Here is a 20,233-nt window from a genome sequence, read left to right on the forward strand (position 1 = left end):
CGATGGACAAGATCGCACCCGACGAGGCCGGCGAGAGGCTCAGGGAGAAGCTGGCGGGCGCCACCGCGGCCGCGGCCGACGCGTACCGGCAGACCTCGCGGCTGATCCGGGTGCTCACTGTGCTGGGGCAGCCGTCCTCGCCGACGGAGCTCGTGGAGCAGACGCTCGCCGTGCTGTCGCAGGTCTACGCGGCCGACGTCACCGTGTCGGCGCGGGTCGTGGCCGGCCGGCTCCAGCTCACCGGCACGTGCGGCATCCCCGAGGACGACGCCGCCTACACGGACGGCTGGCCGCTCGCCGGCGCCGCGGCGGAGGCCATCGCGGCCGGGCAGGCGATCGCGCGTACGGGCGCCGCTCTGGACCCCGAAGCCGACTTCCCGCCTTCGATCGCCGGCCTGGCGCCCGCCTCGGCCGTCTGGGTGCCGGCCGGGGAGGACGGTACGGCTGACGAGCTGCTGATGATGTTCCGGTCCCGCCCCGACGGCTTCCCGTCCGCCGACCTGCCGGTCCTGCGGTCGGTGGCGTCCCGGCTCCGGCTCGCGGTGCAGGCTCGCCGCCGCAGCGCGACGGTGGAGACCCTCGCCCGGCTCGGCCACCGCCTCACGAGCTGCCTCGACCTGCCGACCCTGTTCGAGGAATCCGCGCGGCTCCTCCCCATCCTGGTGGACGGCCTCGAGGGCGGTGTGGTGACGATCGAGGACGGCGTCGCGACGCTCAGCGCGGCGACCCGTCTCGATGTCCTGCCCGTGGGCCACTCGCTGCCGTCCGGGAAGCTGTGGGGCTGGGAGACCCTGAGCGTCGGCGAAACGTACGCCGGAGTGCACGACGGGTTCCCGGTGGGCGGTTCGGTGCTCGCCGTTCCGGTGATGCGGGAGGGCATCCCCGCCGCTGTGCTGTACGCCTTCCGGTACGACGGCGTGCCGTTCCGCTCGGAGGCGGCCGAGGCCGGCACCCTCTTTGGCACGTACGTCGATGTCGCGATGAACAACGCCGAGCTGTACCTGGCGCTGCGGGCCAGCGAGAACTCCCTGCGCCTGATCACCGATTCGATCAGCGACCTCATCGCGGTGGTCGACGACTCCGGCCGCTTCGTGTACGCGTCGCCGTCGTACGAGCGCGAGCTGGCGCTGCCGCCGGGCCGGCTGCTCGGGACCCCGGTCACCGCCTTGGCGCACCCCAGCGACCGGGTAGCGGTCGCCGCCGCCCTGACCGGCCCGGTCCACACCCCGACGATCGAGTACCGCCTGTTCACCGGCGAGGACCGGTGGGTGTGGGTGGAGAGCGCCCTGCGCCCGGTAGCGGCCGACAACACCGTCGTGCTGTCGTCGCGGGTCATCGACCGGCGCCGCCGCCTCGAGGACGAGCTGCGCCGGCGCGCCACCCACGATCCCCTGACCGGCCTGGCCAACCGCACGCTCACCGCGGACCGGCTCAACGCGGCGCTCGCCCGGGTGGGCGCCGCCGACCACGTGGGCCTGCTCTTCTGCGACCTCGACAAGTTCAAGGACGTCAACGACCGGCTCGGCCACGACGCCGGCGACCAGCTGCTGGTGCAGGCGGCCGACCGGCTGCGCGGCTGCATGCGCCAAGGCGACCTGCTGGCCCGGTTCGGCGGCGACGAGTTCGTCGTCCTGCTCGACGGCGTCGCCGACCTGGACGACGTCCGTGCCGTCGGCGACCGGGTCGTGGCGGCGATGGAGGTCCCGTTCGCGCTGCTCGACGAGCGGGTCGAGATCTCGGCCAGCGTGGGCGGCGTGCTCGGCGTCCGCGGTCACGCCGACCCGGCCACCATGCTGCGCGACGCGGACGCCGCCATGTACGCGGCCAAGCACGCCGGACGAGGCCGCGCCGAGGTGTTCGACGACGCGGCCTCCCGCCGCAGCCTGGACCGGCTCCAGCTCCGCTCCGACCTCGCCTTCGCGTCCGCCCGCGGCCAGCTCGCCGTGCACTACCAGCCGATAGTCGAGCTGAGCAACAGCCGGATCATCGGGTTCGAGGCGCTCTGCCGGTGGCACCACCCGGTGCGCGGCCTGGTGCCGCCGGACGAGTTCATCCCGCTCGCCGAGGAGAGCGGCGCCATCACCGACATCGGCGAGTGGGTGCTCGGCCAGGCGTGCCGCCAGCTCGCCGAGTGGCGGCGGCTGCTCTCCGGGGAGCGGCTGGGCATCAGCGTCAATCTGTCGCCGGTGCAACTGCACCAGGCGGATGCTGCCGCCCGTACGCTGAAGGTGATCGAGGAAAGCGGCGCCGATCCGGCGGACGTGTGGCTGGAGACCACCGAACACAGCGCCATCCGCATCGACGTCAACGAGTTCGCCACCCGCCTACGCGCGGCCGGCGTCCACTTCGCGCTCGACGACTTCGGCATCTCGTACTCGAGCCTCAGCCACCTCAAGCGGCTCCCGGTCGAAACCGTCAAGATCGACCGCTCGTTCGTGGCCGGCCTGCCGGACACCGCTACCGACCGGGGCATCGTCCGCGCGGTGCTGGCCATCGCGGAGTCGCTGAACCTGACCGTGGTCGCCGAGGGCATCGAGACGCCGGAGCAGCACGCCGATCTGGTCGCCCTGGGCTGCCGGCTCGGTCAGGGCTACCTGTTCTCGCGGCCGGTGCCACCGAACGAGGCGACGGCCCTGCTGCTCGCCGGAGCTCCGAAGCCGTCACCCGCCGGAGCCGCCTGACCCACCTCATCAGTCGTCGATGGCCTGGTAGAGGGTGGAGGTCCGGCAGCCGACGTGGGTCTCGTCGCCCCGGCTGACCAGGGCTACGAGACCGGGAATCCTTCCCGAGCCGCCCAGCCCCGCTTCGCGGAAGCCGCTGCGCTCTTCGGTGACCGTGACGGACATGTTTGCTCCTTCGATCGAACAGACGGATGGGTGGCGGTCAAGGTCTTACGGCTTTGCCGGGAGACTGTGGGCGGTGATGTCGCCGTAGCCGGTGGTGGCGCGGATGTCGACTGGAGCGGTGGCGCCTCCGGTGTTCTGCAGGGTGTTGCGGATCCGGCCGGAGGAAGTACCGGCGTCCAACGTGGCCGAGACCCCGGGAGCCACACCGACTGAGATCGTGCCGTGCTCGGTACGCAACACGACCGTGCCGCTCACCGCCTCGGCGATGCGGATGTCGCCCTTCTGGTTGCTGATCTGCGCCGGGCCGTCCAAACGACCGACCGAGATGTCGCCGGCGTGAGCGGTGAGGCGTACGCTCGCGGCCTCGTCGAGCTCGATCGTGCCGTGCGCGCCGTCGAAGACGACGTCGCCGAGCCGCCCGGTGGCGCGGAACTCGGCGGCGGCCGCCTTGGCCTCGACCCGTGAGCCGGCGGGAAGGTGCACCGTCACCGCGATGGATCCGGACCGGCCGAGGATCTGGTTCTGGGCCGGGGTCTCGATGTGCAGAACGCCGTCGCGGTATTCGACGGTGGTCTGCTCAGCAGCCCTCACGTCGCGGCTCCTCGAGGCGTCCAAGGGCGCGATTTCGACTGTGGTGTCGGCACGGTCGGCGGCGGCGAACCGGACGCCTCCCGCGGGGATGTCCAGGACGGCGGCGATCGGAGCCGGGGTTTCGAACGTCTGCATCATGCTCTCCTGAGGTTCGTCCCCGCTGACGGGGCGCTTACCGCGAATGTGGATGTGGTCGATGGCCGGCCACGAAGAAACGATCGCCCGCCGCGCTGACACCGAACGGTCATGGCGCTGACGCGCCTCTGACACCGGGCCACTTGCCGGCTTGCTCGAACGCGGTGGTGCCGGCCCAGAGTCTGCGCGACTCCGGCACCATCGAGTCGGCGTTCGCCGCCTACGAGCAGCGGCGCCGGGCGCGGGTGGAGCGCGTCGTCGAGCAGGGCCAGCGAACCGGCGGCTGGAAGGCGCTCGGCCCGATTGCCCGGCTACCCCGCGACCTGATCATGAGCCTGGCCATGAAACGGATGGCCCGGACCGGCAACGACCCGAGCCAGTGGGTCTACGACCACCACATCGAGTGGGACGAGCCGGTCCGGAGCGCGCCTTTAGAGACGCCCGGGGAAATCGTTGGCCTCTTCCATCCGCTGACCGTGGAGCACGCGAAGCGCGTCGAGCGCGACCGCGGTGAGAACGCCGCGGCCGATGCCGGCGCGGCCGAGCAACTCCATCCCCCGGGTGACGGCGACGAAGTAGACCGCCAGTGATTGCACGTTCGCGTCTTCCGGGAGATCCCCGTTCTCCCGCGCGTGTTCCAGACATTGGGCATAGACACCGGCGAGCTGTTCGATGCCGGTCTTCGTGGCCGTCGAAAGTGGATCCTCCGCACCGGTCGATTCGACCAGCGCACGCGTGGCCAGCGAGACCCGCCGATCGCTGCTGCTGAACTCGATCGCCATCCGGAGCAGGTGACCCCGAATTCGTTCCAGCGGCGAAGCGTCATCGTGCCCGAGCGCTTCCGAAACGGCGCGCGTCGCCTCCTCCCGATCCTCGGAGAGCGCCCGCAAAAACAATTCACGCTTCCCGCCGAACGCGTTGTACAAGCTCTGCTTCCCCAGGCCGGTCGCCCGCACCAGGTCATCCAGCGTCGCAGCGGCCAGGCCGTGCACGGCGAACACCTCACTGGCGCTGCTGACGACATCGCTCTCGAGGAACTTGCGGGGACGGGGCATGTGACCAAGCCTACGTTATTGACCATACGGTCAAAAACCTGTTAGCTTGGTTGAGGCGCGCACCAGTGAGACCCCGTCGTAGCAGCACCAAGGACCAAGGGAGAGCAGAAGTGAAAACCAACGAAGAGGTTGTTCGCGAGGCATACCGGCTGTCGGAAGGAAGCGTCCTCGACGGAGATGGCTTTCGCGCCTTGTTCACCGAAGACGGCACGTTCAACGACATGCCGAATTCACTGACCTTCCGCGGGGACCAGATTCCTCAGGCGCTGGCGGGCTTCGCCGGCGTTTTCCCCGACGTCCACCGTGAGCTCCTCGAAGTGCACGCGTTCGGTGACGTTGTTGCCGTCGAACTGCGAATTCAGGGAACGCATCTCGGCAAGTTCCCGACTCCGATCGGCGACATCCCGCCGACCGGTAGCCGTATCGACGTGCCGACGGCAGATCTCTGGCATCTCCGTGACGGAAAAATCGAGAGCTTCAACTGTTACAACGCGGCAAACGTGCTGCTCGCCCAGATCGGGGCCGGCCCCGACTTCAAGTCGGCGATCGACGCCGCCGAGGCAGCCACCACAGGGGTGTAGCTCCACCCGCTCACCGCGCCTGCTGGGCGTGGGCCCGAACATCCTCAACCGACCCACACCCGCTCGCGGCGGTCGCCCGGCTGCCAGAAATCGCAAATTTACATATCACCATCTTGCCGATCGTCACGTTCACGATATGCTCCAGGTCACCCCCGATCCGGTGGAGGAGCTGTGAACAGGGATTTTGTGGTATGAGGCCGCAACTGGACGACCTCGATGCGGCACCCGGAAGCACGACGTCTCTGCTGCGCACGATCGTCGCGACCTCGCTGCGCCGCCTCGGCGGCTGGATCGCCGTCGCCGATCTCATCACGCTGATGCGCGCCATCGACGTCCCCGACCCCCGCACGCGCAACGCCTTGAGCCGGCTCAAGGCCAAAGGCCTGCTCATCCCCGACGCTCGTGGGAAGGTCACCGGCTACCGACTGTCTGCGGACGCGGTGCCGATGATCGAGCGCGGCGAGCAGCGTCTCTACCGCCCGCGGTTCATGACCCACGACGGCCGCTGGTGTCTGATCTCCTACTCGGTTCCCGAGGAGCAACGCGACCTGCGCCACCAGCTGCGCCGCCGGCTGTCCTGGATCGGCTGCGGCTCGGTCTCACCGGCGTTGTGGATCTGCCCGGGCTTCCTGGTCGACGAGGTCGAGGAGATCCTTGCCGACCTCGGGCTCAACGCGCGGGCCACGGTCTTTCTGGCCGACGAGATTCGCGGCGACAAACCGGCCCCGGTCGCGGTCGCGCTCTGGTGGGACCTCGACGCGATCCGGGCGTTGCATGACGACTTCCTCGCTGTGCACGCCGACGACGTGCAGGCGGCGGTGAAGGACCCGACGCCACAGCGCGCCTTCGCGGTCGCGATCCGCGGGCTGGACAGCTGGCGGCCGATTCCGTACGTCGATCCCGGCCTGCCCGATTCGCTGCTGCCCGACGACTGGCCGGCCCGCCGGAGCCTGCCGCTGTTCGAGGAGCTGCGCGACCGCCTCCTGCCGCACGCCCACGCGTACGTCGAGCAGGTCACCTCCAGTGGTGCCGCATGACTCTCACGTCCCATCGCGGCGACACCGACCTGATCCGCTCGGCGTTCGGCCGGTTTCCCTCGGGCGTCGTGGCGCTGGCCGCGGACGCCGGCGGCCAGCCCGCTGTCCTGGTGGCCTCGTCGTTCACGGTCGGCGTCTCGCTCGACCCACCGCTGGTGCTCTTCTCGGTGCGCAACGAGTCCACGACCTGGCCGCGGCTGCGCCACAGCCGCCGAGTCGGCGTCTCGCTGCTCAGCGCCGACCAGGCCGAGCTCTGCCGGCGCCTGGCCGGCCGCGATCGGGGCGCCCGCTTCGGCGACGACCCGATCGAGCGCACGAGCGAGGGTGCGCTACTCTTCGCCGGCTCGCCCCTCTGGCTGGACTGCTCGGTCTTCGGCGAGATCCCGGCCGGCGACCACCGCGTCGTGCTGCTCGAGGTGCATCAGCTCTGGCAGGACAACGCCGTCGACCCGCTGATATTCCACGGCTCGGCGTTCCGCCGCCTGGAGGTCGCGTGACGATCCTGGACCGGGTCCGCGCCGCGCATCGGCCGGTCGGCCGCCGGCTCGGCATCGCGGTCGGCATGCCCGCCCCGCGCGGCCTTCTCGACGGGATCGCGGAGATCCTGCGGGACGCGGGCGCTGCCCCGGCCCGGCGGCTGGCCCACCTCCGCCCCCGGCCCGGCGAGGCGGCCACCCGTCCGGGGGACGCCGCCTACTTCATCGAGCGCTACGGACACGAGTACACCGTCATCGTCCTGGCCCCGGCGCACAGCAACGACGCCGTCGCCGAGGCCTGCACCGCCGAGGGCTGCGCCCTCATCCTCACCACCCTCCCTGTCTGAACGCCGCGACGGCGATCAGGCGCACCAACCCACTCATCAGAAGACGTATATATCGAGCTATTTATTGATTGGATGCCCATGCGTCTCTCCCGTTCGCGTCTCTGCCTGATAGCTCTCGCCGCCGCCTTACTGGGCGGATGTTCGACACCCACCGACGACGCAGCGGCCCCGGCCGCCGACGTCCCGTCGGCCGCGGTCGACAGCACGCTCGCCGCAGAACTGCCCGACGGCGTCAAGTCGTCCCAGCAGATCAGCCTCGGCGCGCTCTGGGAGACCCCGCCGGTCATCAGTGTCACCACCACCGACACCTCGACCCCGGTCGGCATCGCCCCCGATCTGGCCGCTGCCATCGCACCGGTGCTCGGCGTCAAGATGGTCTGGAAGAACATGCAGTGGCCGGCCCAGCTGCCGGGCGTGCAGTCCGGCAGCGTCGACGCCCTGTGGGGCCAGGTCTCGGCCACCGAGGAGCGGGAGAAGGGCGTCGTCGACCTGGTGCCCTTCTACAAGTCGACGATGGCGTTGCTCATGCTGAGTGACAAGACCTCCGGCGTGACCGCCCTGGCCGGCATGTGCGGCAAGAGGGTGGGCCTGCCGGTCGGCTCGATCCAGTCCGACACGGTCAAGAAGGTCAGCGCCGCTTCCTGCTCGAGCAACCCGATCAAGCTGGCTGAGTACTCCGGCGCCACGGCCGCGATCAGCGCGGTCCGGGCCGGCACGGTCGACGCCTGGATGGACTCGACCACCAGTCAGGAGGCTGTGCTCAAGAAGAGCGGCTCCACCTTCGGCATCGTCGAGGTGCCGGCCGGCGAGTTCCCGGCGCAGTACACCACGATCGCGATCGGGAAGGCCCAGCCCGGCCTCACCAAGGCGGTGCTGGGCGCGATGCAGAAGATCGTCGCCGACGGCACCTACGACAAGATCATGGCGAAGTACGACATGTCCTCGGCCGCGATCACCAGCAGCGAGCTGGTCGCCAATCCGGTCTCCAGGACCGCGATCGGCGAGAAGGCCGCTTCCTGAGGCCATAGACAAATGCGATTCAGCGTACGGCTGGGCAGCGGCACCCCGGCGAAGGTGTTCCGGGACTGTGCCGTGGCCGCCGAGGAACTCGGATTCGACCAGATCTGGACGGGCAACGACCTGCTGCGCCGCTCCGGGATCGTGCCGGTGACGGTGGCCCTGGCCGCGACCAGCCGGATCCGGGTGGGCTCGAGTGTGCTCAACCCGGTGAGCCTGCACCCCGCGGAGATCGCCATGATCGCCGCGGGACTGCAGGACTTCTCCGGCGGCCGGTACCTGCTGGGCCTGGGCGCGGGCTCCGAGGTGTTCCTGCGCTGGGCCGGCCTGCAGTTGGCGGCGCCGGTACGACGTACGCGTGAGGGGTTGCGGGCGGTCCGCACCCTGCTCACCGGCGGCGTACCGGACGGCTGGCACGAGCGGGCCGCGCTGAAGGACGGGCCGGCGCCCACACCGATCTACCTCGGCGCCATGGGTCCCAAGATGCTGGCCCTGGCCGGGCGCGAGGCCGACGGCGTCCTCGCGCTCTGCCTGCCCCCCACCCAGATCGACTGGTTCGCCGCCCGGGTCGGCGACACGGCGTCGAAGCCCGACTTCGACCTCGCCTGCTGCCTCTGGGTCTCGATCGACGACGATCGGGACGCCGGCCGGGCCCGGCTCGCTGCCAAGATCGCGGCCTACTCGGGCTCGCTGGCGCAGGACTCCCTGGCCGCCGCCGGCTTCGACCTCGAGCGCTTCAAGCACGTCCAGTCGCTGGTCACGGCGGGCGACCTGGACGCCGCCACGGCCGCGGTCGACGACGACATGCTGCGCCTGGGCATCGCCGGCGACGTCCACGACGTCATCGACCGCTGCCTGGAGCTGAAAGCCTCGGGCGTCCGCCATCTGTCGTTCGGCCAGCCGCTGGGCGGCTCGCTCGTCGAGGCCGTGGCGCTGCTCGGCCGCCACGTCCTACCCCACCTCTGATCGGAGTCACCATGGTTGCCACCCCCACGTCCGTCACCGCATCGGCCGACGAGCTGCCGGCGTTGCGCGAGCCTCGTACCGCCGCCGACATCCTGGCCAACGTCCGTGCGCTCACGCCGGTCGTCCGTGAGCAGGCCGATGCCACCCAGGCGCAAGCGTTCCTCACCGACCGGATGCGCGAGGCGCTGCGGGCGGCCGGCGCGTACCGGGTGGGCTTCTCGCGCCGCCGCGGCGGTCCGGAGATGAGCCTGACCGACCAGACCCGCATGGTCGAGGCGGTCGCCACCGCCGACGCCGGCATCGCGTGGAACGTTGCCGTGCTGGCCGCTACCGGCTTCTACGCCGGCCGGCTGGGCGACGCCGCGTTCGCCGAGCTGTATCCCGAGCTCGACCTGCCCACGTGCGGCTCGTTCCACCCCAAGGGCAAGGCGGTCGAGGTGCCGGGCGGATACCGGGTCACCGGCCGGTGGAAGTTCGGCAGCGGCATCCGCTCGGCCGACCGGATCGTGGCCGGCGTCGAAGTGCAGCGCGACGGCGAACCGGTGCGCAAGCCGGACGGCAGCGTGCTCACGCTGGGTGTCTGGCTCCCGAAGGAGCAGGTGTCGCTGCTCGACGACTGGCACGTCATCGGGCTGCGCGGCTCCAGCAGCCAGGGTTACACGGTCGATGACGTCTTCGTCCCGGCCGACCACTCGTTCGACCGGTTCTTCGCGCCGACCGCGGACGCCGAGCCGCTCAACAAGCACGTCGAGTTGCCCTTCTACAGCATGGCCGGCATCTCGGTGGGCATCGCGCAGCACGCCGTGGACCTCGCCACCGGCCACCTGCGCGACCGCAAGGCGACCGAGCGGCAGCTGACCCTGCTGGGCGAGGCCGTGTCGTACGTGCGGGCCGCGCGCTCGCTCGTACTCGACGGCATGCGGGCGATCGACGAGCAGATCTTCACCGAGGGAACGACGCCCGACGAGCTGACGATGGCCCGGGGCGACGCCCCCATGGCGCAGGAATTCACCCGCGTGGTCCTCGACCGCTGCGGCGAGATCCTCGGCTCCCAGGTGGTGTACGAGAGCTTTCCGTTCGAGCGGCTGGTACGCGACAGCACTGGCGTCACCGCCCACGCCTCGACCTGGCGCAGCCGCTGGACCTCCGTGGGCCAAACGCTCGTGGCGATGGGTGAGAGCCGATGACTCAGACCACCACCGCGACCCGCGCGGCGCCGAAGCGGGACGTCGTCCCTGTCCGCCATTGGGGCCGGATGACCGGCGCCGCCGTGGTCGTGCTGCTGGTGCTCGGCGCCGCCTACAGCTTCGCGACCAACCCGAACTTCGAGTGGAGCGTCGTAGGCCAGTACCTCTTCGCGAAGACCGTGCTCAAGGGCCTGCTGCTGACCCTGGAGATGACGGCCATCGGCATGGTGATCGCGCTCGTGCTCGCGGTCGTCATCGGCGTGATGCGGATGTCGCCCAGCCGGGTCATCGCCGGCGTCGCGGCCGCCTGGGTGTTCTTCTTCCGCGGCGTCCCGCTGATCGTGCTGCTCATCGTGGTCGGCAACCTCGGCCTGTTCTTCAAGAGCTTCACGCTCGGCATCCCGTTCACCGGCGTGGTGTTCTGGTCCGCTCCGGTCGGCCAGGTGGTGACCCCGTTCGTGGCCTCGGTGATCGGCCTGTCGCTGGCGGGATCGGGATACATGGCCGAGATCGTGCGCAGCGGGCTGCTCGCGGTCGGCAGGGGCCAGCACGAGACGGCCAAGGCCCTCGGGCTCAACCGGGCACAGACCTTGCGCCACATCGTGCTGCCGCAGGCCCTGCGGGTGATCATCCCACCGCTCGGCAACGAGTCGATCGGGATGCTCAAGGCCTCGGCCATTGTCTCCGTCATCGCCGGCGGCGACCTGCTGACGGTCGTCGAGGGCATCTCCGGCATCAACTTCCGCACGATCGAGATGCTGATCGTCGCCACCATCTGGTACCTGCTGGTGATCTCGGTCTACTCGATCGCGCAATTCTTCCTGGAGCGAAGGGCGGCCGAACGATGACCGATGCGCTGACCGAGGTCATGATCGACATTCGCGGCGTCGACAAGTGGTACGGCTCGCACCAGGTGCTGCGCGGCGTCGACCTGCAGGTGCGCCAGGGCGAGACGGTCTGCGTGATCGGGCCGTCCGGGTCCGGCAAGAGCACGCTGCTGCGCACGATCAACCACCTCGAGGACATCAACGCCGGCAGCATCGAGGTCGGCGGCGAGCTGGTCGGCTACCGCGAGCACCGGGGGCGGTTGCACGAGCTACGCGAGTCCGAGGCGTGCCGGCAGCGGCTCGGCATCGGCATGGTCTTCCAGCAGTTCAACCTCTTCCCGCACATGACGGTGCTGGACAACGTCGCGTTCGCCCCGATCAAGGTGAAGAAGCAGGACGCGCGCGCGGCCCGCGAGTACGGCCGGGAGCTGCTGGCCCGGGTGGGTCTGGCCGACAAGGCGTCCGCGTACCCGTCGAAGCTCTCCGGCGGGCAGCAGCAGCGCGTGGCGATCGCCCGCGCCATGGCCATGCGGCCGCAGGTCATGCTCTTCGACGAGCCGACCAGCGCGCTCGACCCGGAGCTCGTCGGCGAGGTCCTCGCGGTGATAAAGGACCTGGCCACCACCGGCGGGATCACGGTCGTCGTGGTCACCCACGAGATGGGCTTCGCCCGCGAGGTCAGCGACCGGGTGATCTTCATGGACGACGGCCGGATCGTCGAGCAGGGGACGCCCGAGGACGTGCTGGTGACACCGCGGCACGAGCGCACGCAGGCGTTCCTGGCGGCGGTGCTCCGATGACCGCGGTCGCTCTGATAGCCGGCGGTACCGGCCCGATCGGCCGGGCCGTCGCGATCGCGCTGGCCGACGAGGGGTTCCGGATCGCGGTGCACTACCGCAGCCGGCCCGAGGTGGCCGAGAAGGTGGTCGCCGGACTGACCGGCGACCACGTGACCGTCGGGGCCGACCTGGGCGACCCAGCCGCGGTGTCCCGGCTCGGCGACGAGGTGGGGCCGGTCGCGGTGCTGGTGAACGCGGCGCACCCGGCCCTGCGGACGTCCGCGCCCGTGGCCGGGACGACCACGACCGACCTCACCGCCCAACTGTCCGGCGTACAGGCCCACGCCGCGCTCTGCGCGCAGGTCGTCCCCGGCATGCGCGACCGCGGCTGGGGCCGGATCGTCTACATCTCCGGGGCGCTGATGTCCCGGCCGGCCCCGGGTCTGGGCGCCTACGGCGCGGCCAAGGCCGCGGCCACCGTACTCACCCGCTACCTCGCCCTCGAGGAGGGCCGGCACGGGATCACTGCCAACGTGGTGGCGCCGGGCCGGGTCGTCGATCCTGACGAGGACGACGAACTGACCCCCGCGCAGGTCGCCCTCTCGGCCCGGCTGCTGGAGCGGATGGCCCTGCCCACCTTCCCCACCCCCGCCGAGGTGGCCGCGGCCGTGCTGACGCTCGTCCGGTCGCCCGCGCTGACCGGGCAGACGCTGTGGGTCACCGGCGGGGAGCCGATCGGTGGCTGACAACCTGTTGCCGGCCTGCCCGCGCGTACGGATCGTGGTCGAGCGCGCCGACGCTCCTCGCTGCGGCATCAAGGTCGGTGACGCCGTCGACGTGGACGGGCCGGGACTGTCGACCGGCGGCAAACCGTTCTGCCCGCTGGCGCTGATGGGCGTGCTACCGGTGCTGGGAATGCGGCAGAACCCCATCCCGGCCGACGACTGGCTGGTGCGCAAGCCGTACCTCTGCTGCCCCGACGCGTCCGAGGGCGTGGTGCTGCGGCTGGAGGCCCTGCCGTGAGGGTGCGCTGCACGGTCGAGGGCATGAACTACTCAGCGTGCGGTCTGGCCGTCGGCGACTCGTTCGAGCTGTCCCCGACCGGCGTGACCGTCCCGGAGGGAAGACGGTTCTGCTACTTCGCCATCGCCTCCGTCATCCCGGCGGTACTCGGCCGGCTCGACACCGACCAGCCGGACGCCTACCTGCGCGGCCGGCCCCTGCTGGCCTGTCCCGACCCGCCCGAGAACCTGCACATCAGGATCGAGCCGATCGTCGAGGGGGAACAATGAGACCCATCGTGTTCAGCGCCCGCATCGGCGGCCACGGCGTGCTGTCCGTCGTCGACAAGGCTCTGCTGGTCGAGGAGGCCGGCTTCGACCAGGTCTGGACCGGCAACGACATCTTCGGCGAACCGGGCCTGGTGACCCTGGCCGCGATCGCGCTCAGAACCCGCCGCATCCGGTTCGGCTCCGGCGTGATCGACCCGGTGTCGCTGCACCCCGCGCAGATCGCCATGTTCGCCTCCGGCCTCCAAGAGCTCTCCGGCGACCGGTTCCTGCTCGGGATCGGCGCCGGCTCCGACATTTTCTTCCGCTGGGGCGGCCTCAATCCCGAGAAACCCGTCGTCCGTACGCGCAAGGCCGTGCTCGCCATCCGCGAGCTCGTCAACGGTCGCAGCCCGGCGGACGTGCCCGGCGTCGCCGACGGCTGGACGCCCCAGGCCGTCCTGCGATCGTGGCGGCCCACACCCATCTACATCGGCGCCATGGGCCCGAGAATGCTCGATCTCACCGGCCGCATCGCCGACGGCGCGCTCCCGCTCTGCCTCCCCCCACGCCACGTGTACGGGGTGATCGACCAGTTGTCGGCGGGCGCCGCGAAGACCGGCCGCACCCTCGACGACCTGGACGTGGCCGCCTGCGTGTGGGCCTCGATCTCCGACGACCGGCGTACCGCCCGGCGCCTGCTGGCCCGGCACATCGCCCTCTACAGCGGCTCGCTCTCGACCGACGCGCTCACCGCCAACGGGCTCGACCCGGCCGAGTTCGCGCACACTCAGGAACTCATGCTGGCCGGCCACGAGGAGGAAGCGATCGCCTCGGTCACCGAATCGATGCTGCAGCTGGGCATCGTGGGCGGCGTCGACGACGTGATCGACCAGTGCGCGGCGCTGATCGACGCGGGCGTCCGGCACATCTCCTTCGGCCCGCCGGTCGGCCCCGACCCGGCCGCCGCCCTCCAACTGATCGGCCGGAAAGTCCTCCCCGCCCTGCGCAGTTCGTTCGAACAAAGGAGCAACAAATGATCATCGTGCACGGCGGCATCACCGTCGACCCCTCCCGCATCGGCGACATCGAGGAGGCCGGCGCCACCTTCCAGAAGGCCTCCAAGGCCGAGGACGGCTGCCTCGAATACCAGCTCTCCTGGAAGATCGACGAGCCCGGCAACCTGCGCCTGCTGGAGATCTGGGAAAGCCGGGACAAGCACCAGGCCCACAAGGACCAGGCCCACACCCGGGCGTGGACGACCTTCATCAGTTCGGTCGCCACCGCCGCGCCGCAGTTCCACGACATCACCGCCTGAATCCCGGCCGGCGGCGAGCAGCCGCAACATCTCGTAGCTCTCGCTGCCCCGGGGTAACGGGGACGAGTGGCGGTGCAGGCCCAGCAGGACGCGCGGCTGCCCCCGGTGAAGCAGCGACGGGAAAGCTTGATTTGAGGGTACGTCCGGGTCCTGGCGTATTAGATTGCCGATGAGGAATAGATATGGCCAAAGCTCGTATCGAAGGATTCGGCTTCGGCCTTCGCCCGCGCCCACACCCTGCATCCAACACATGCAATAGAGGCTCGGGCGGCTGGACTGTAGCGACACCCAATCGGCCGACAACAATCACCGGACGGCGGGTGCCCGACCACAACTCAGATCCATTACACCTGTACGAGCACATTCACCGTAGAAAGGTTCTCCGTGAAGCGACTTCTCGCTCTGGTCATGGCCACCGTACCGGCCGCTGTCTTCGGTGTCGTCAGTCCCGCTCAGGCCGCTCTGCCGGTGTTCTACTTCTCCCGGATCCAGTACGACTCGCCGGGTAGCGATACCCGCAGCGCGGCCAGCCTGAACGCGGAGTGGTTCAAGCTGACCAACTCGACGACCAAGCCGCAGCAGCTACGCAACTTCAGCGTGAAGGACGCGGCGGGCAAGACCTACAAGTTCGCGGTGTCAACGGTGGTCGCACCCAAGTCGTCCATCGTCGTGCACACCGGCCGGGGTTCCTCAGGTGCGCCGAACAGCTGGGACCGTTACTGGGGTTCGGGCAACTACATCTGGAACAACCCCGGCGACACCGCCAAGCTCTACACCCCGAGCGGCGCCGTTCTCGACAGTTGCAAGTGGACTCGGGTCAGCCCGGGAGCCACGAACTGCTGATCGCCTTCAGCTGAAGCCGCCCTGGCGCCTGGCGCCTGGGCGGCTTTACTGCGAGCCATGCGGCTGCTCACGTGTGGCGCCGGATCCAAAGTTCGCGTGGGCCGCGGACCATCCCGGAGGTGCGGCGGCGTACCGGGCGGGCGAGATTCATGCCGGGCAGTCGCTCGGCCAGCCTGCGCAGGACGGTGGTGGCTTCCAGCCGGGCCAGTGGCTGTCCGACGCAGTAGTGGATGCCGCTGGCGAACGCGAGATGGGCTGTGGTCCTTGGCCGGCCGGGATCGAAGCGGGCGGGATTCGGGAAGGCCACCGGGTCACGGTTGGCGCCACCCAGGAGCAGGAATATGTACTCGCCGGCTCCGACGTGCCGGCCGGCGACCTCGACGTCCTCCAGCGCGAGCCGTCCGGCCCGCTGGACTGGCGGGTCATAGCGCAGGGTCTCATCGATGACGGCGTCCGCCTCGCCCCTTGGGTCGGCGCACAGGGCGTCCCAACAGCCGGGGTGCACCATCAGGGCGAGGACCGCGTTGCCGATCAGATTGACTGTGGTTTCGAACCCCGCCACCAGTAACAGGTTGACCAGCGGCAGCAACTCGGCCGGTTCGATGCGGCCCGGCGGCTGGACGACGAGGTGGCTGATCAGATCGTCGGCGGGCTCCCGCGAGCGCAGGGCGAACAGGTCGGTGAACAGTCGCTCCAATTCGAGGGAGGCGTCACGCAACCGGGCCGCGTGGGTGAGGGAATGTATGCCGTCGATCGCGCTGCCGACTACGGCGGCGCTGCGGCTGAACGCGTCGCGCCGGTCGGCCGGAACGCCGAACATCTCCATCATCACGGCCATCGGCAACGGACCGGCGACGGCGGCCATCAGGTCGATCGTGTTGCCCGGCCCGGCCTCATCGAGCAGCCGGTCGGTGGCGCGTTCGATCAGCGGCGCATAGCCGGTCACCTGAGCCGGCCCGAGGAACGGCTGGACGAGGCGGCGTAGCCGAGTGTGGTCGGGTGGGTCCATCCCGAGGAACGACACCTCGAACTGGTCGGCGAGGGCGTCGTCCACGGTGAGTTTGCTCGGTCGCACGCCGAACGCGCGGTGCCGGAGCACGGTGTCACAGACCTGATGGTCGGCAGTGACCCAATCGCCGGACCGCGTACGCACGAGGGGTCCGGCGGCCCGGACGCGGTCATAGAGGGCGTACGGGTCCTCGCGGCCGACCGCCAGGTGCAGGCGCGCGTTGAGGTCACCCCGCAGGTACCCGTCGCGGGCGAACGTCAGCTTGCGCCGCCGGATACCCGCGACGAAGGTGAGGAAGGTGCGGAGCTCGCTCATGGGTTCTCCGGTCCGGGCAGCTCGCCGGCTGTGATCCAGTTGCTGTGCGCCCCGACCGGCACGCGGACCGGCAGCTGGACGACGGCGACCGGCGAGCCCGCGATGTCACGGGCGTCCAGGACGACCAGGTCGCTGGCGTCACGTGCGGCGTCGTACCGAAAAAGCAGCAGCCATCCGTGGTCCTCGGCCACCGAGCTTGCCGACGGCACGAACACCGTCTCGCCCGGCACGTGGTCACTCTCCAGGCGTCGGTGCTCGGCGGCGCCCCGCTGGAAGTCGTACTTGAGCAGTCCGTGCTTGTCGTTGCCGGGCTCGTTGGTGACCGCGTAGTAGTAGCGACTCGCCAGCCCCTGCCGGCGCGGGTCGCTACGCGGCAGTTCCTGCGGCTGGTCGTCGATCTCCTGGCCGTGGGCGAAGTCGCGGCCGGGCTCGATCCGCCACTCCCACAACGTCGCCGGGCCCGCCAGCGGGTCGCTGTTCCGCCGGTCGAACAGCCGCTCGTACCGGATGCCGCGCACGGCCAGACCGCCGCCCGGCGTCTCCTCGGCGCCGACCAAGTGGTAGAGGAAGCACTGGTCGACGGCAACCCAGCGTACGGGGCCCCCGCCGCGCGGCAGCACGCCGATGCGGGCCTGGTGGGAATCGCGCCAGCGGTACGGGAAGCCACCCGCCAGCCCCGAACTCAGATGGAAGCGTACGGGCGTGTCGAAGAAGACGACGTGTCCGGGCGTAAGAGCGATGTCGTGCACCAGTGGTCGCCCGCCCAGGTCCACCCGGTCCATCTTGGACACCCGCCCGGACGCCGTGATGACGATGTGCTCAGCCCAGGTCCGCACCGGCGAGTACGCCAGCAGGTGCATGTCACCGGTGGACACGTCGATCTTCGGGTGCGCCGCGAAGCCCCGCGGGAGCTGCCCGCCGAGATCGGTGTACCGCACCGTGTCGAGGGTCGCGCTGAGTTCGACCGGCAGGCAGCCCGACTCGACCAGGGCCAGGAGCAGACCGTGATGGGCGACGATGTTGGTGTTCACCGAGTCGTGCGGGAAGTGCCGCGGCCCCTCGGCCGGACTCATCCCCAGTGACTTGGCCGCCCGGCGTGACCGGATCCAGCGGTTGCGGAACCACCTCGCCCGACCGTCCTGCAAGCGAACCCCGCACACCAGTCCGTCCTGCATGAACCACGGATAGTGGCCGCCCCAGGCACGCCGCGGAGAACCGGCCGGCGCGGGACCGATCTGGGTGAACAGACCGTCCAGTTCCACGGGCAGGTGGCCGACGACCCTGAGCCCGGTCTCGGTGTGCTCGCCCTGCAGCGGACGGAACTCACCGGCCAGAAACCGGCTCATCGGCGCCGCAGCCGAGCCGGGAACCCACCCGCGGCATGCAGTGTGAGGGAGGGATTCGGCCGCGGGGGCCCGTCGCCGACGGGTTCCAGGTGGTATGCCTGGACCAGTGTCGCCAGGATCAGGCAGGCCTGCATCACCGCTGCGCCCGAGCCCAGACAGGCCCGCGGCCCAAGACCGAACGGCGCCACCGAGTGCCGGGCCCAGTCCGGTCCGCGGTCACCGGCAGAATGCCAGCGTTCCGGCAGGAACTCACTGGGCCTGCGCCACACCTGCGGGTGGCGGTTGCCGACATACGGGCTCCAGGCGATCAGGTCTCCCGCGCGCACCTCATGGCCGTCGATCTCGTCGCGTCCGAGGGCCCGGCGCATCATGATCCAGACCACCGGGTAGAGCCGCATCGCCTCGTCCACGACCGCCCTCGTCCAGCTCAGCTCGGGCAGGTCGTCCGCTGAGGCCGGGCGCCCGCTCAGCACCCGCGTCACCTCTCCATGCAGCCGTTCCGCCACCTCCGGATGCGTAACAAGCAACGACCAGCACCAGGTCAGCGTGTGCGCGAGCGTCTCATGTCCCGCGAAGAACAGGCCGAGCAACTCGTCGCCCACCTGCTCCGGCGTGGAACCGCCGCTCCGCGCCTCGGCGTCGAGCGCCGCGACCAGGTCGGTCGCCGGATGCGCGACCAGTTCCCCGATGAAGGCCCGGATGCGTCCCATCGCGGCCCTGAACTCGCGGTTGCGGCGCGTCGGCACACCCGGCGGCGGGAACGGCCGAGCCAGAAAGCCCACCACGAAGTCGCACACCATCCGCAGATCGGCCGCGACCTCGGAGGCGCCGCTGGTCAGATCCATCCCGAAGAGGTGGCGACAGGAGATCCGCATCGTCAGATCCGTCATCGCGGGCGCCACGTCCACGACCTCGTTCCGGCGCGCCGGCTCGGACCACGCCGTCACCAGGTCGCCGACACAGTCCACGGCGATGGCGGCGGCAGCGCCGAGGGTGTCGCGATGAAAGGCCGGCTGCACAAGCCGACGCCGTCGCATCCAGTCCTCTCCACCGGCGGCGACGGTAAGCCCGTCACCGAGGAAGGGCCGGGCGGCCCGATAGACCGGCGCGTCCTTGCTGTACTGACGATGGTTGTCCCGCAATACCCGAGCCACGTGGTCGGGATGGGTGATGAACAACAGGCGCCGCCCGGCCACCGAACTCAGGGCGACACCGTCGGGCTGGTCGGCGATCTGCGCGAACAGCGCGAGGGGATCACGCCGGAACTGCCCGAAAGCTCGTGCCGCCGAGATCCGCGTGGTGGCTTTCAACAAATCCTCCATAGAACAGATAGGACGAACGCGCGCTGAAACGTACGGACCGAGGCGCTCAGGTGCCGGGCCGGCGTCACCGCCGACAGGGCCGGGGCGATGAGCCGCCGTTCGACCAGGTTCTTGGCCGCCTGCACGAACGCGGGCGCCAGCAGCGGCTCCCCGGCGTCGACCCGGCCGCGCACCACCGCCTTGCCCAGTTCGACCAGCGTGGTGCGGGCGGCTTCGATCCCGGCGTCAGGGGTCTTGAGCGCTGTCATGGTGTCGACGTCGCTGAAGACGACATCGTCGACACGGCAGGCCCGACAACGGATCCGGACGCCGGCCATGGTCGCGCCCCGTGCGCGGGCACCCGAACGGCGTCGCCGGGATTCCCATGCCTCCGGCGGAGGGCGTTCGGGAACCGTACGTCATCGGCGCGCGTGTCGAACGAGATCACTGTCGCGGAGGGCTTGTTGATGGCTGTCGCCAACGTTTTCTACCGCCTGTCGTCGTCGTTCAAGTCCCGGACGTGTCGGCCTTCCTCTTCGTCCCGTGCGACGGCCGGCGTCCCGGAATCGAGGGGCGGGCTCCCATCATGCGCACCGTCGTCAACGTCGGCTGTTCCGGCGTCCCCATCGGGTCCGTTCCGAAGCCCCTGAAGGAAAGTGGAGAGTCAATGAGGAGACTTCGGCGGTGGATGGCGATCGGTGTGGCGACCACGCTGGTTGTCGCGGGGACCGTGCCGGCCACGCCGGCGTTGGCGGCAGACGCGTGCGCGGCGGTCATCGATCATCCGAGCTGCGGTGCAAGGGGCGGTAGCTGTCCGCGGCTGTCCCCCTTGACCCTCCCCCACCACTCCCCGGGATTTCGGCTGCGCCAGCCTCGTCACCGATGCCACGCCCTATGCACCTGCGATGCGGCGTGCAGTGCACCGCCAAGGCAACAGACATGTGCTCAACCGCGGCATGGCTGTCGACTCGGTCGTCGATGCTGCGTGT

General features: G+C 70.1%; 23 protein-coding genes. 16 read left to right on the forward strand and 7 right to left on the reverse strand.

The features are described from left to right. Positions 1-2: 2 nt before the first annotated feature. On the forward strand, positions 3-2,681 hold the full coding sequence (locus LXN57_RS26035; RefSeq protein ID WP_251800834.1) for a putative bifunctional diguanylate cyclase/phosphodiesterase: 2,679 nt from the start codon (positions 3-5) through the stop codon (positions 2,679-2,681). Positions 2,682-2,690: 9 nt separating this feature from the next. Here LXN57_RS26035 and LXN57_RS26040 read toward each other — a convergent pair whose 3' ends face one another. From LXN57_RS26040 to LXN57_RS26050, 3 genes are all read right to left on the reverse strand, one after another. Further along, complete coding sequence (locus LXN57_RS26040; protein WP_251800835.1) at positions 2,691-2,846, reverse strand: hypothetical protein; 156 nt, start codon at positions 2,844-2,846, stop codon at positions 2,691-2,693. Positions 2,847-2,891: 45 nt separating this feature from the next. Then, a complete protein-coding gene (locus tag LXN57_RS26045; RefSeq protein ID WP_251800836.1) occupies positions 2,892-3,572 on the reverse strand; it encodes a DUF4097 family beta strand repeat-containing protein in 681 nt (226 codons plus the stop codon). 431 nt (positions 3,573-4,003) lie between these two features. Then, positions 4,004-4,627: a TetR/AcrR family transcriptional regulator gene (locus LXN57_RS26050; RefSeq protein WP_251800837.1), complete on the reverse strand. Its 624-nt coding sequence runs from the start codon at positions 4,625-4,627 to the stop codon at positions 4,004-4,006. A 110-nt stretch (positions 4,628-4,737) separates the two neighbouring features. Between LXN57_RS26050 and LXN57_RS26055 the strand changes: the two genes are divergently transcribed. The 15 genes from LXN57_RS26055 (at position 4,738) to LXN57_RS26125 (ending at position 15,273) form a co-directional block, all read left to right on the forward strand. After that, positions 4,738-5,208 carry a nuclear transport factor 2 family protein gene (locus tag LXN57_RS26055; protein ID WP_251800838.1) on the forward strand — a complete coding sequence of 157 codons (471 nt, stop codon included), beginning with the start codon at positions 4,738-4,740 and terminating at the stop codon, positions 5,206-5,208. Positions 5,209-5,399: 191 nt separating this feature from the next. After that, positions 5,400-6,245, forward strand: a complete 846-nt coding sequence (locus tag LXN57_RS26060; RefSeq protein WP_251800839.1) for a PaaX family transcriptional regulator — start codon at positions 5,400-5,402, stop codon at positions 6,243-6,245. Next, a complete protein-coding gene (locus tag LXN57_RS26065; RefSeq protein ID WP_251800840.1) occupies positions 6,242-6,742 on the forward strand; it encodes a flavin reductase family protein in 501 nt (166 codons plus the stop codon). The genes LXN57_RS26060 and LXN57_RS26065 overlap by 4 nt, the downstream gene beginning before the upstream one ends. Next, a complete protein-coding gene (locus LXN57_RS26070; RefSeq protein ID WP_251800841.1) occupies positions 6,739-7,068 on the forward strand; it encodes a hypothetical protein in 330 nt (109 codons plus the stop codon). Before LXN57_RS26065 ends, LXN57_RS26070 begins: the two co-directional genes overlap by 4 nt. 72 nt (positions 7,069-7,140) lie before the next feature. Further along, entirely contained in the window at positions 7,141-8,088 is a 948-nt protein-coding gene (locus tag LXN57_RS26075) for a transporter substrate-binding domain-containing protein (RefSeq protein WP_251800842.1), read from the forward strand. Positions 8,089-8,100: 12 nt separating this feature from the next. Further along, on the forward strand, positions 8,101-9,051 hold the full coding sequence (locus tag LXN57_RS26080) for an LLM class flavin-dependent oxidoreductase (RefSeq protein ID WP_251800843.1): 951 nt from the start codon (positions 8,101-8,103) through the stop codon (positions 9,049-9,051). Positions 9,052-9,062: 11 nt separating this feature from the next. Next, positions 9,063-10,238: an acyl-CoA dehydrogenase family protein gene (locus LXN57_RS26085; RefSeq protein WP_251800844.1), complete on the forward strand. Its 1,176-nt coding sequence runs from the start codon at positions 9,063-9,065 to the stop codon at positions 10,236-10,238. Then, positions 10,235-11,086, forward strand: coding sequence for an amino acid ABC transporter permease (locus LXN57_RS26090; protein WP_251800845.1), 852 nt, complete (start codon positions 10,235-10,237; stop codon positions 11,084-11,086). The genes LXN57_RS26085 and LXN57_RS26090 overlap by 4 nt, the downstream gene beginning before the upstream one ends. Beyond that, positions 11,083-11,865 (forward strand): amino acid ABC transporter ATP-binding protein, encoded by a 783-nt coding sequence (locus tag LXN57_RS26095; protein ID WP_285904677.1) that lies wholly within the window; start codon positions 11,083-11,085, stop codon positions 11,863-11,865. The genes LXN57_RS26090 and LXN57_RS26095 overlap by 4 nt, the downstream gene beginning before the upstream one ends. Next, positions 11,862-12,590 carry an SDR family NAD(P)-dependent oxidoreductase gene (locus LXN57_RS26100; RefSeq protein ID WP_251800846.1) on the forward strand — a complete coding sequence of 243 codons (729 nt, stop codon included), beginning with the start codon at positions 11,862-11,864 and terminating at the stop codon, positions 12,588-12,590. Before LXN57_RS26095 ends, LXN57_RS26100 begins: the two co-directional genes overlap by 4 nt. Then, on the forward strand, positions 12,583-12,867 hold the full coding sequence (locus tag LXN57_RS26105) for a TIGR04076 family protein (protein ID WP_251800847.1): 285 nt from the start codon (positions 12,583-12,585) through the stop codon (positions 12,865-12,867). The genes LXN57_RS26100 and LXN57_RS26105 overlap by 8 nt, the downstream gene beginning before the upstream one ends. Positions 12,868-12,890: 23 nt before the next feature. Beyond that, a complete protein-coding gene (locus tag LXN57_RS26110) occupies positions 12,891-13,136 on the forward strand; it encodes a hypothetical protein (RefSeq protein ID WP_251800848.1) in 246 nt (81 codons plus the stop codon). Then, positions 13,133-14,152 (forward strand): LLM class flavin-dependent oxidoreductase, encoded by a 1,020-nt coding sequence (locus LXN57_RS26115; protein ID WP_251800849.1) that lies wholly within the window; start codon positions 13,133-13,135, stop codon positions 14,150-14,152. Before LXN57_RS26110 ends, LXN57_RS26115 begins: the two co-directional genes overlap by 4 nt. Next, positions 14,149-14,430, forward strand: coding sequence for a putative quinol monooxygenase (locus LXN57_RS26120; RefSeq protein WP_251800850.1), 282 nt, complete (start codon positions 14,149-14,151; stop codon positions 14,428-14,430). The genes LXN57_RS26115 and LXN57_RS26120 overlap by 4 nt, the downstream gene beginning before the upstream one ends. A gap of 384 nt (positions 14,431-14,814) precedes the next feature. Continuing rightward, positions 14,815-15,273, forward strand: coding sequence for a lamin tail domain-containing protein (locus LXN57_RS26125; RefSeq protein WP_251800851.1), 459 nt, complete (start codon positions 14,815-14,817; stop codon positions 15,271-15,273). 67 nt (positions 15,274-15,340) lie between these two features. On the opposite strand, the gene LXN57_RS26130 is transcribed toward LXN57_RS26125, so the two are convergent. The 4 genes from LXN57_RS26130 to LXN57_RS26145 are packed head-to-tail and all read right to left on the reverse strand — an operon-like array spanning position 15,341 to position 19,513. Continuing rightward, positions 15,341-16,597 carry a cytochrome P450 gene (locus LXN57_RS26130; RefSeq protein WP_251800852.1) on the reverse strand — a complete coding sequence of 419 codons (1,257 nt, stop codon included), beginning with the start codon at positions 16,595-16,597 and terminating at the stop codon, positions 15,341-15,343. Then, on the reverse strand, positions 16,594-17,943 hold the full coding sequence (locus LXN57_RS26135) for a carotenoid oxygenase family protein (RefSeq protein WP_251800853.1): 1,350 nt from the start codon (positions 17,941-17,943) through the stop codon (positions 16,594-16,596). The genes LXN57_RS26130 and LXN57_RS26135 overlap by 4 nt, the downstream gene beginning before the upstream one ends. Further along, positions 17,940-19,253 (reverse strand): cytochrome P450, encoded by a 1,314-nt coding sequence (locus LXN57_RS26140; RefSeq protein WP_251800854.1) that lies wholly within the window; start codon positions 19,251-19,253, stop codon positions 17,940-17,942. Before LXN57_RS26140 ends, LXN57_RS26135 begins: the two co-directional genes overlap by 4 nt. Continuing rightward, the gene (locus LXN57_RS26145; protein ID WP_251800855.1) at positions 19,250-19,513 is read right to left on the reverse strand and encodes a hypothetical protein; all 264 of its coding nucleotides are present in this window, start codon (positions 19,511-19,513) and stop codon (positions 19,250-19,252) included. Before LXN57_RS26145 ends, LXN57_RS26140 begins: the two co-directional genes overlap by 4 nt. Between the last annotated feature and the right edge of the window lie 720 nt (positions 19,514-20,233).

Origin of the sequence: Paractinoplanes hotanensis (assembly GCF_023717965.1) — a bacterium.
Classification (GTDB): domain Bacteria; phylum Actinomycetota; class Actinomycetes; order Mycobacteriales; family Micromonosporaceae; genus Actinoplanes; species Actinoplanes polyasparticus.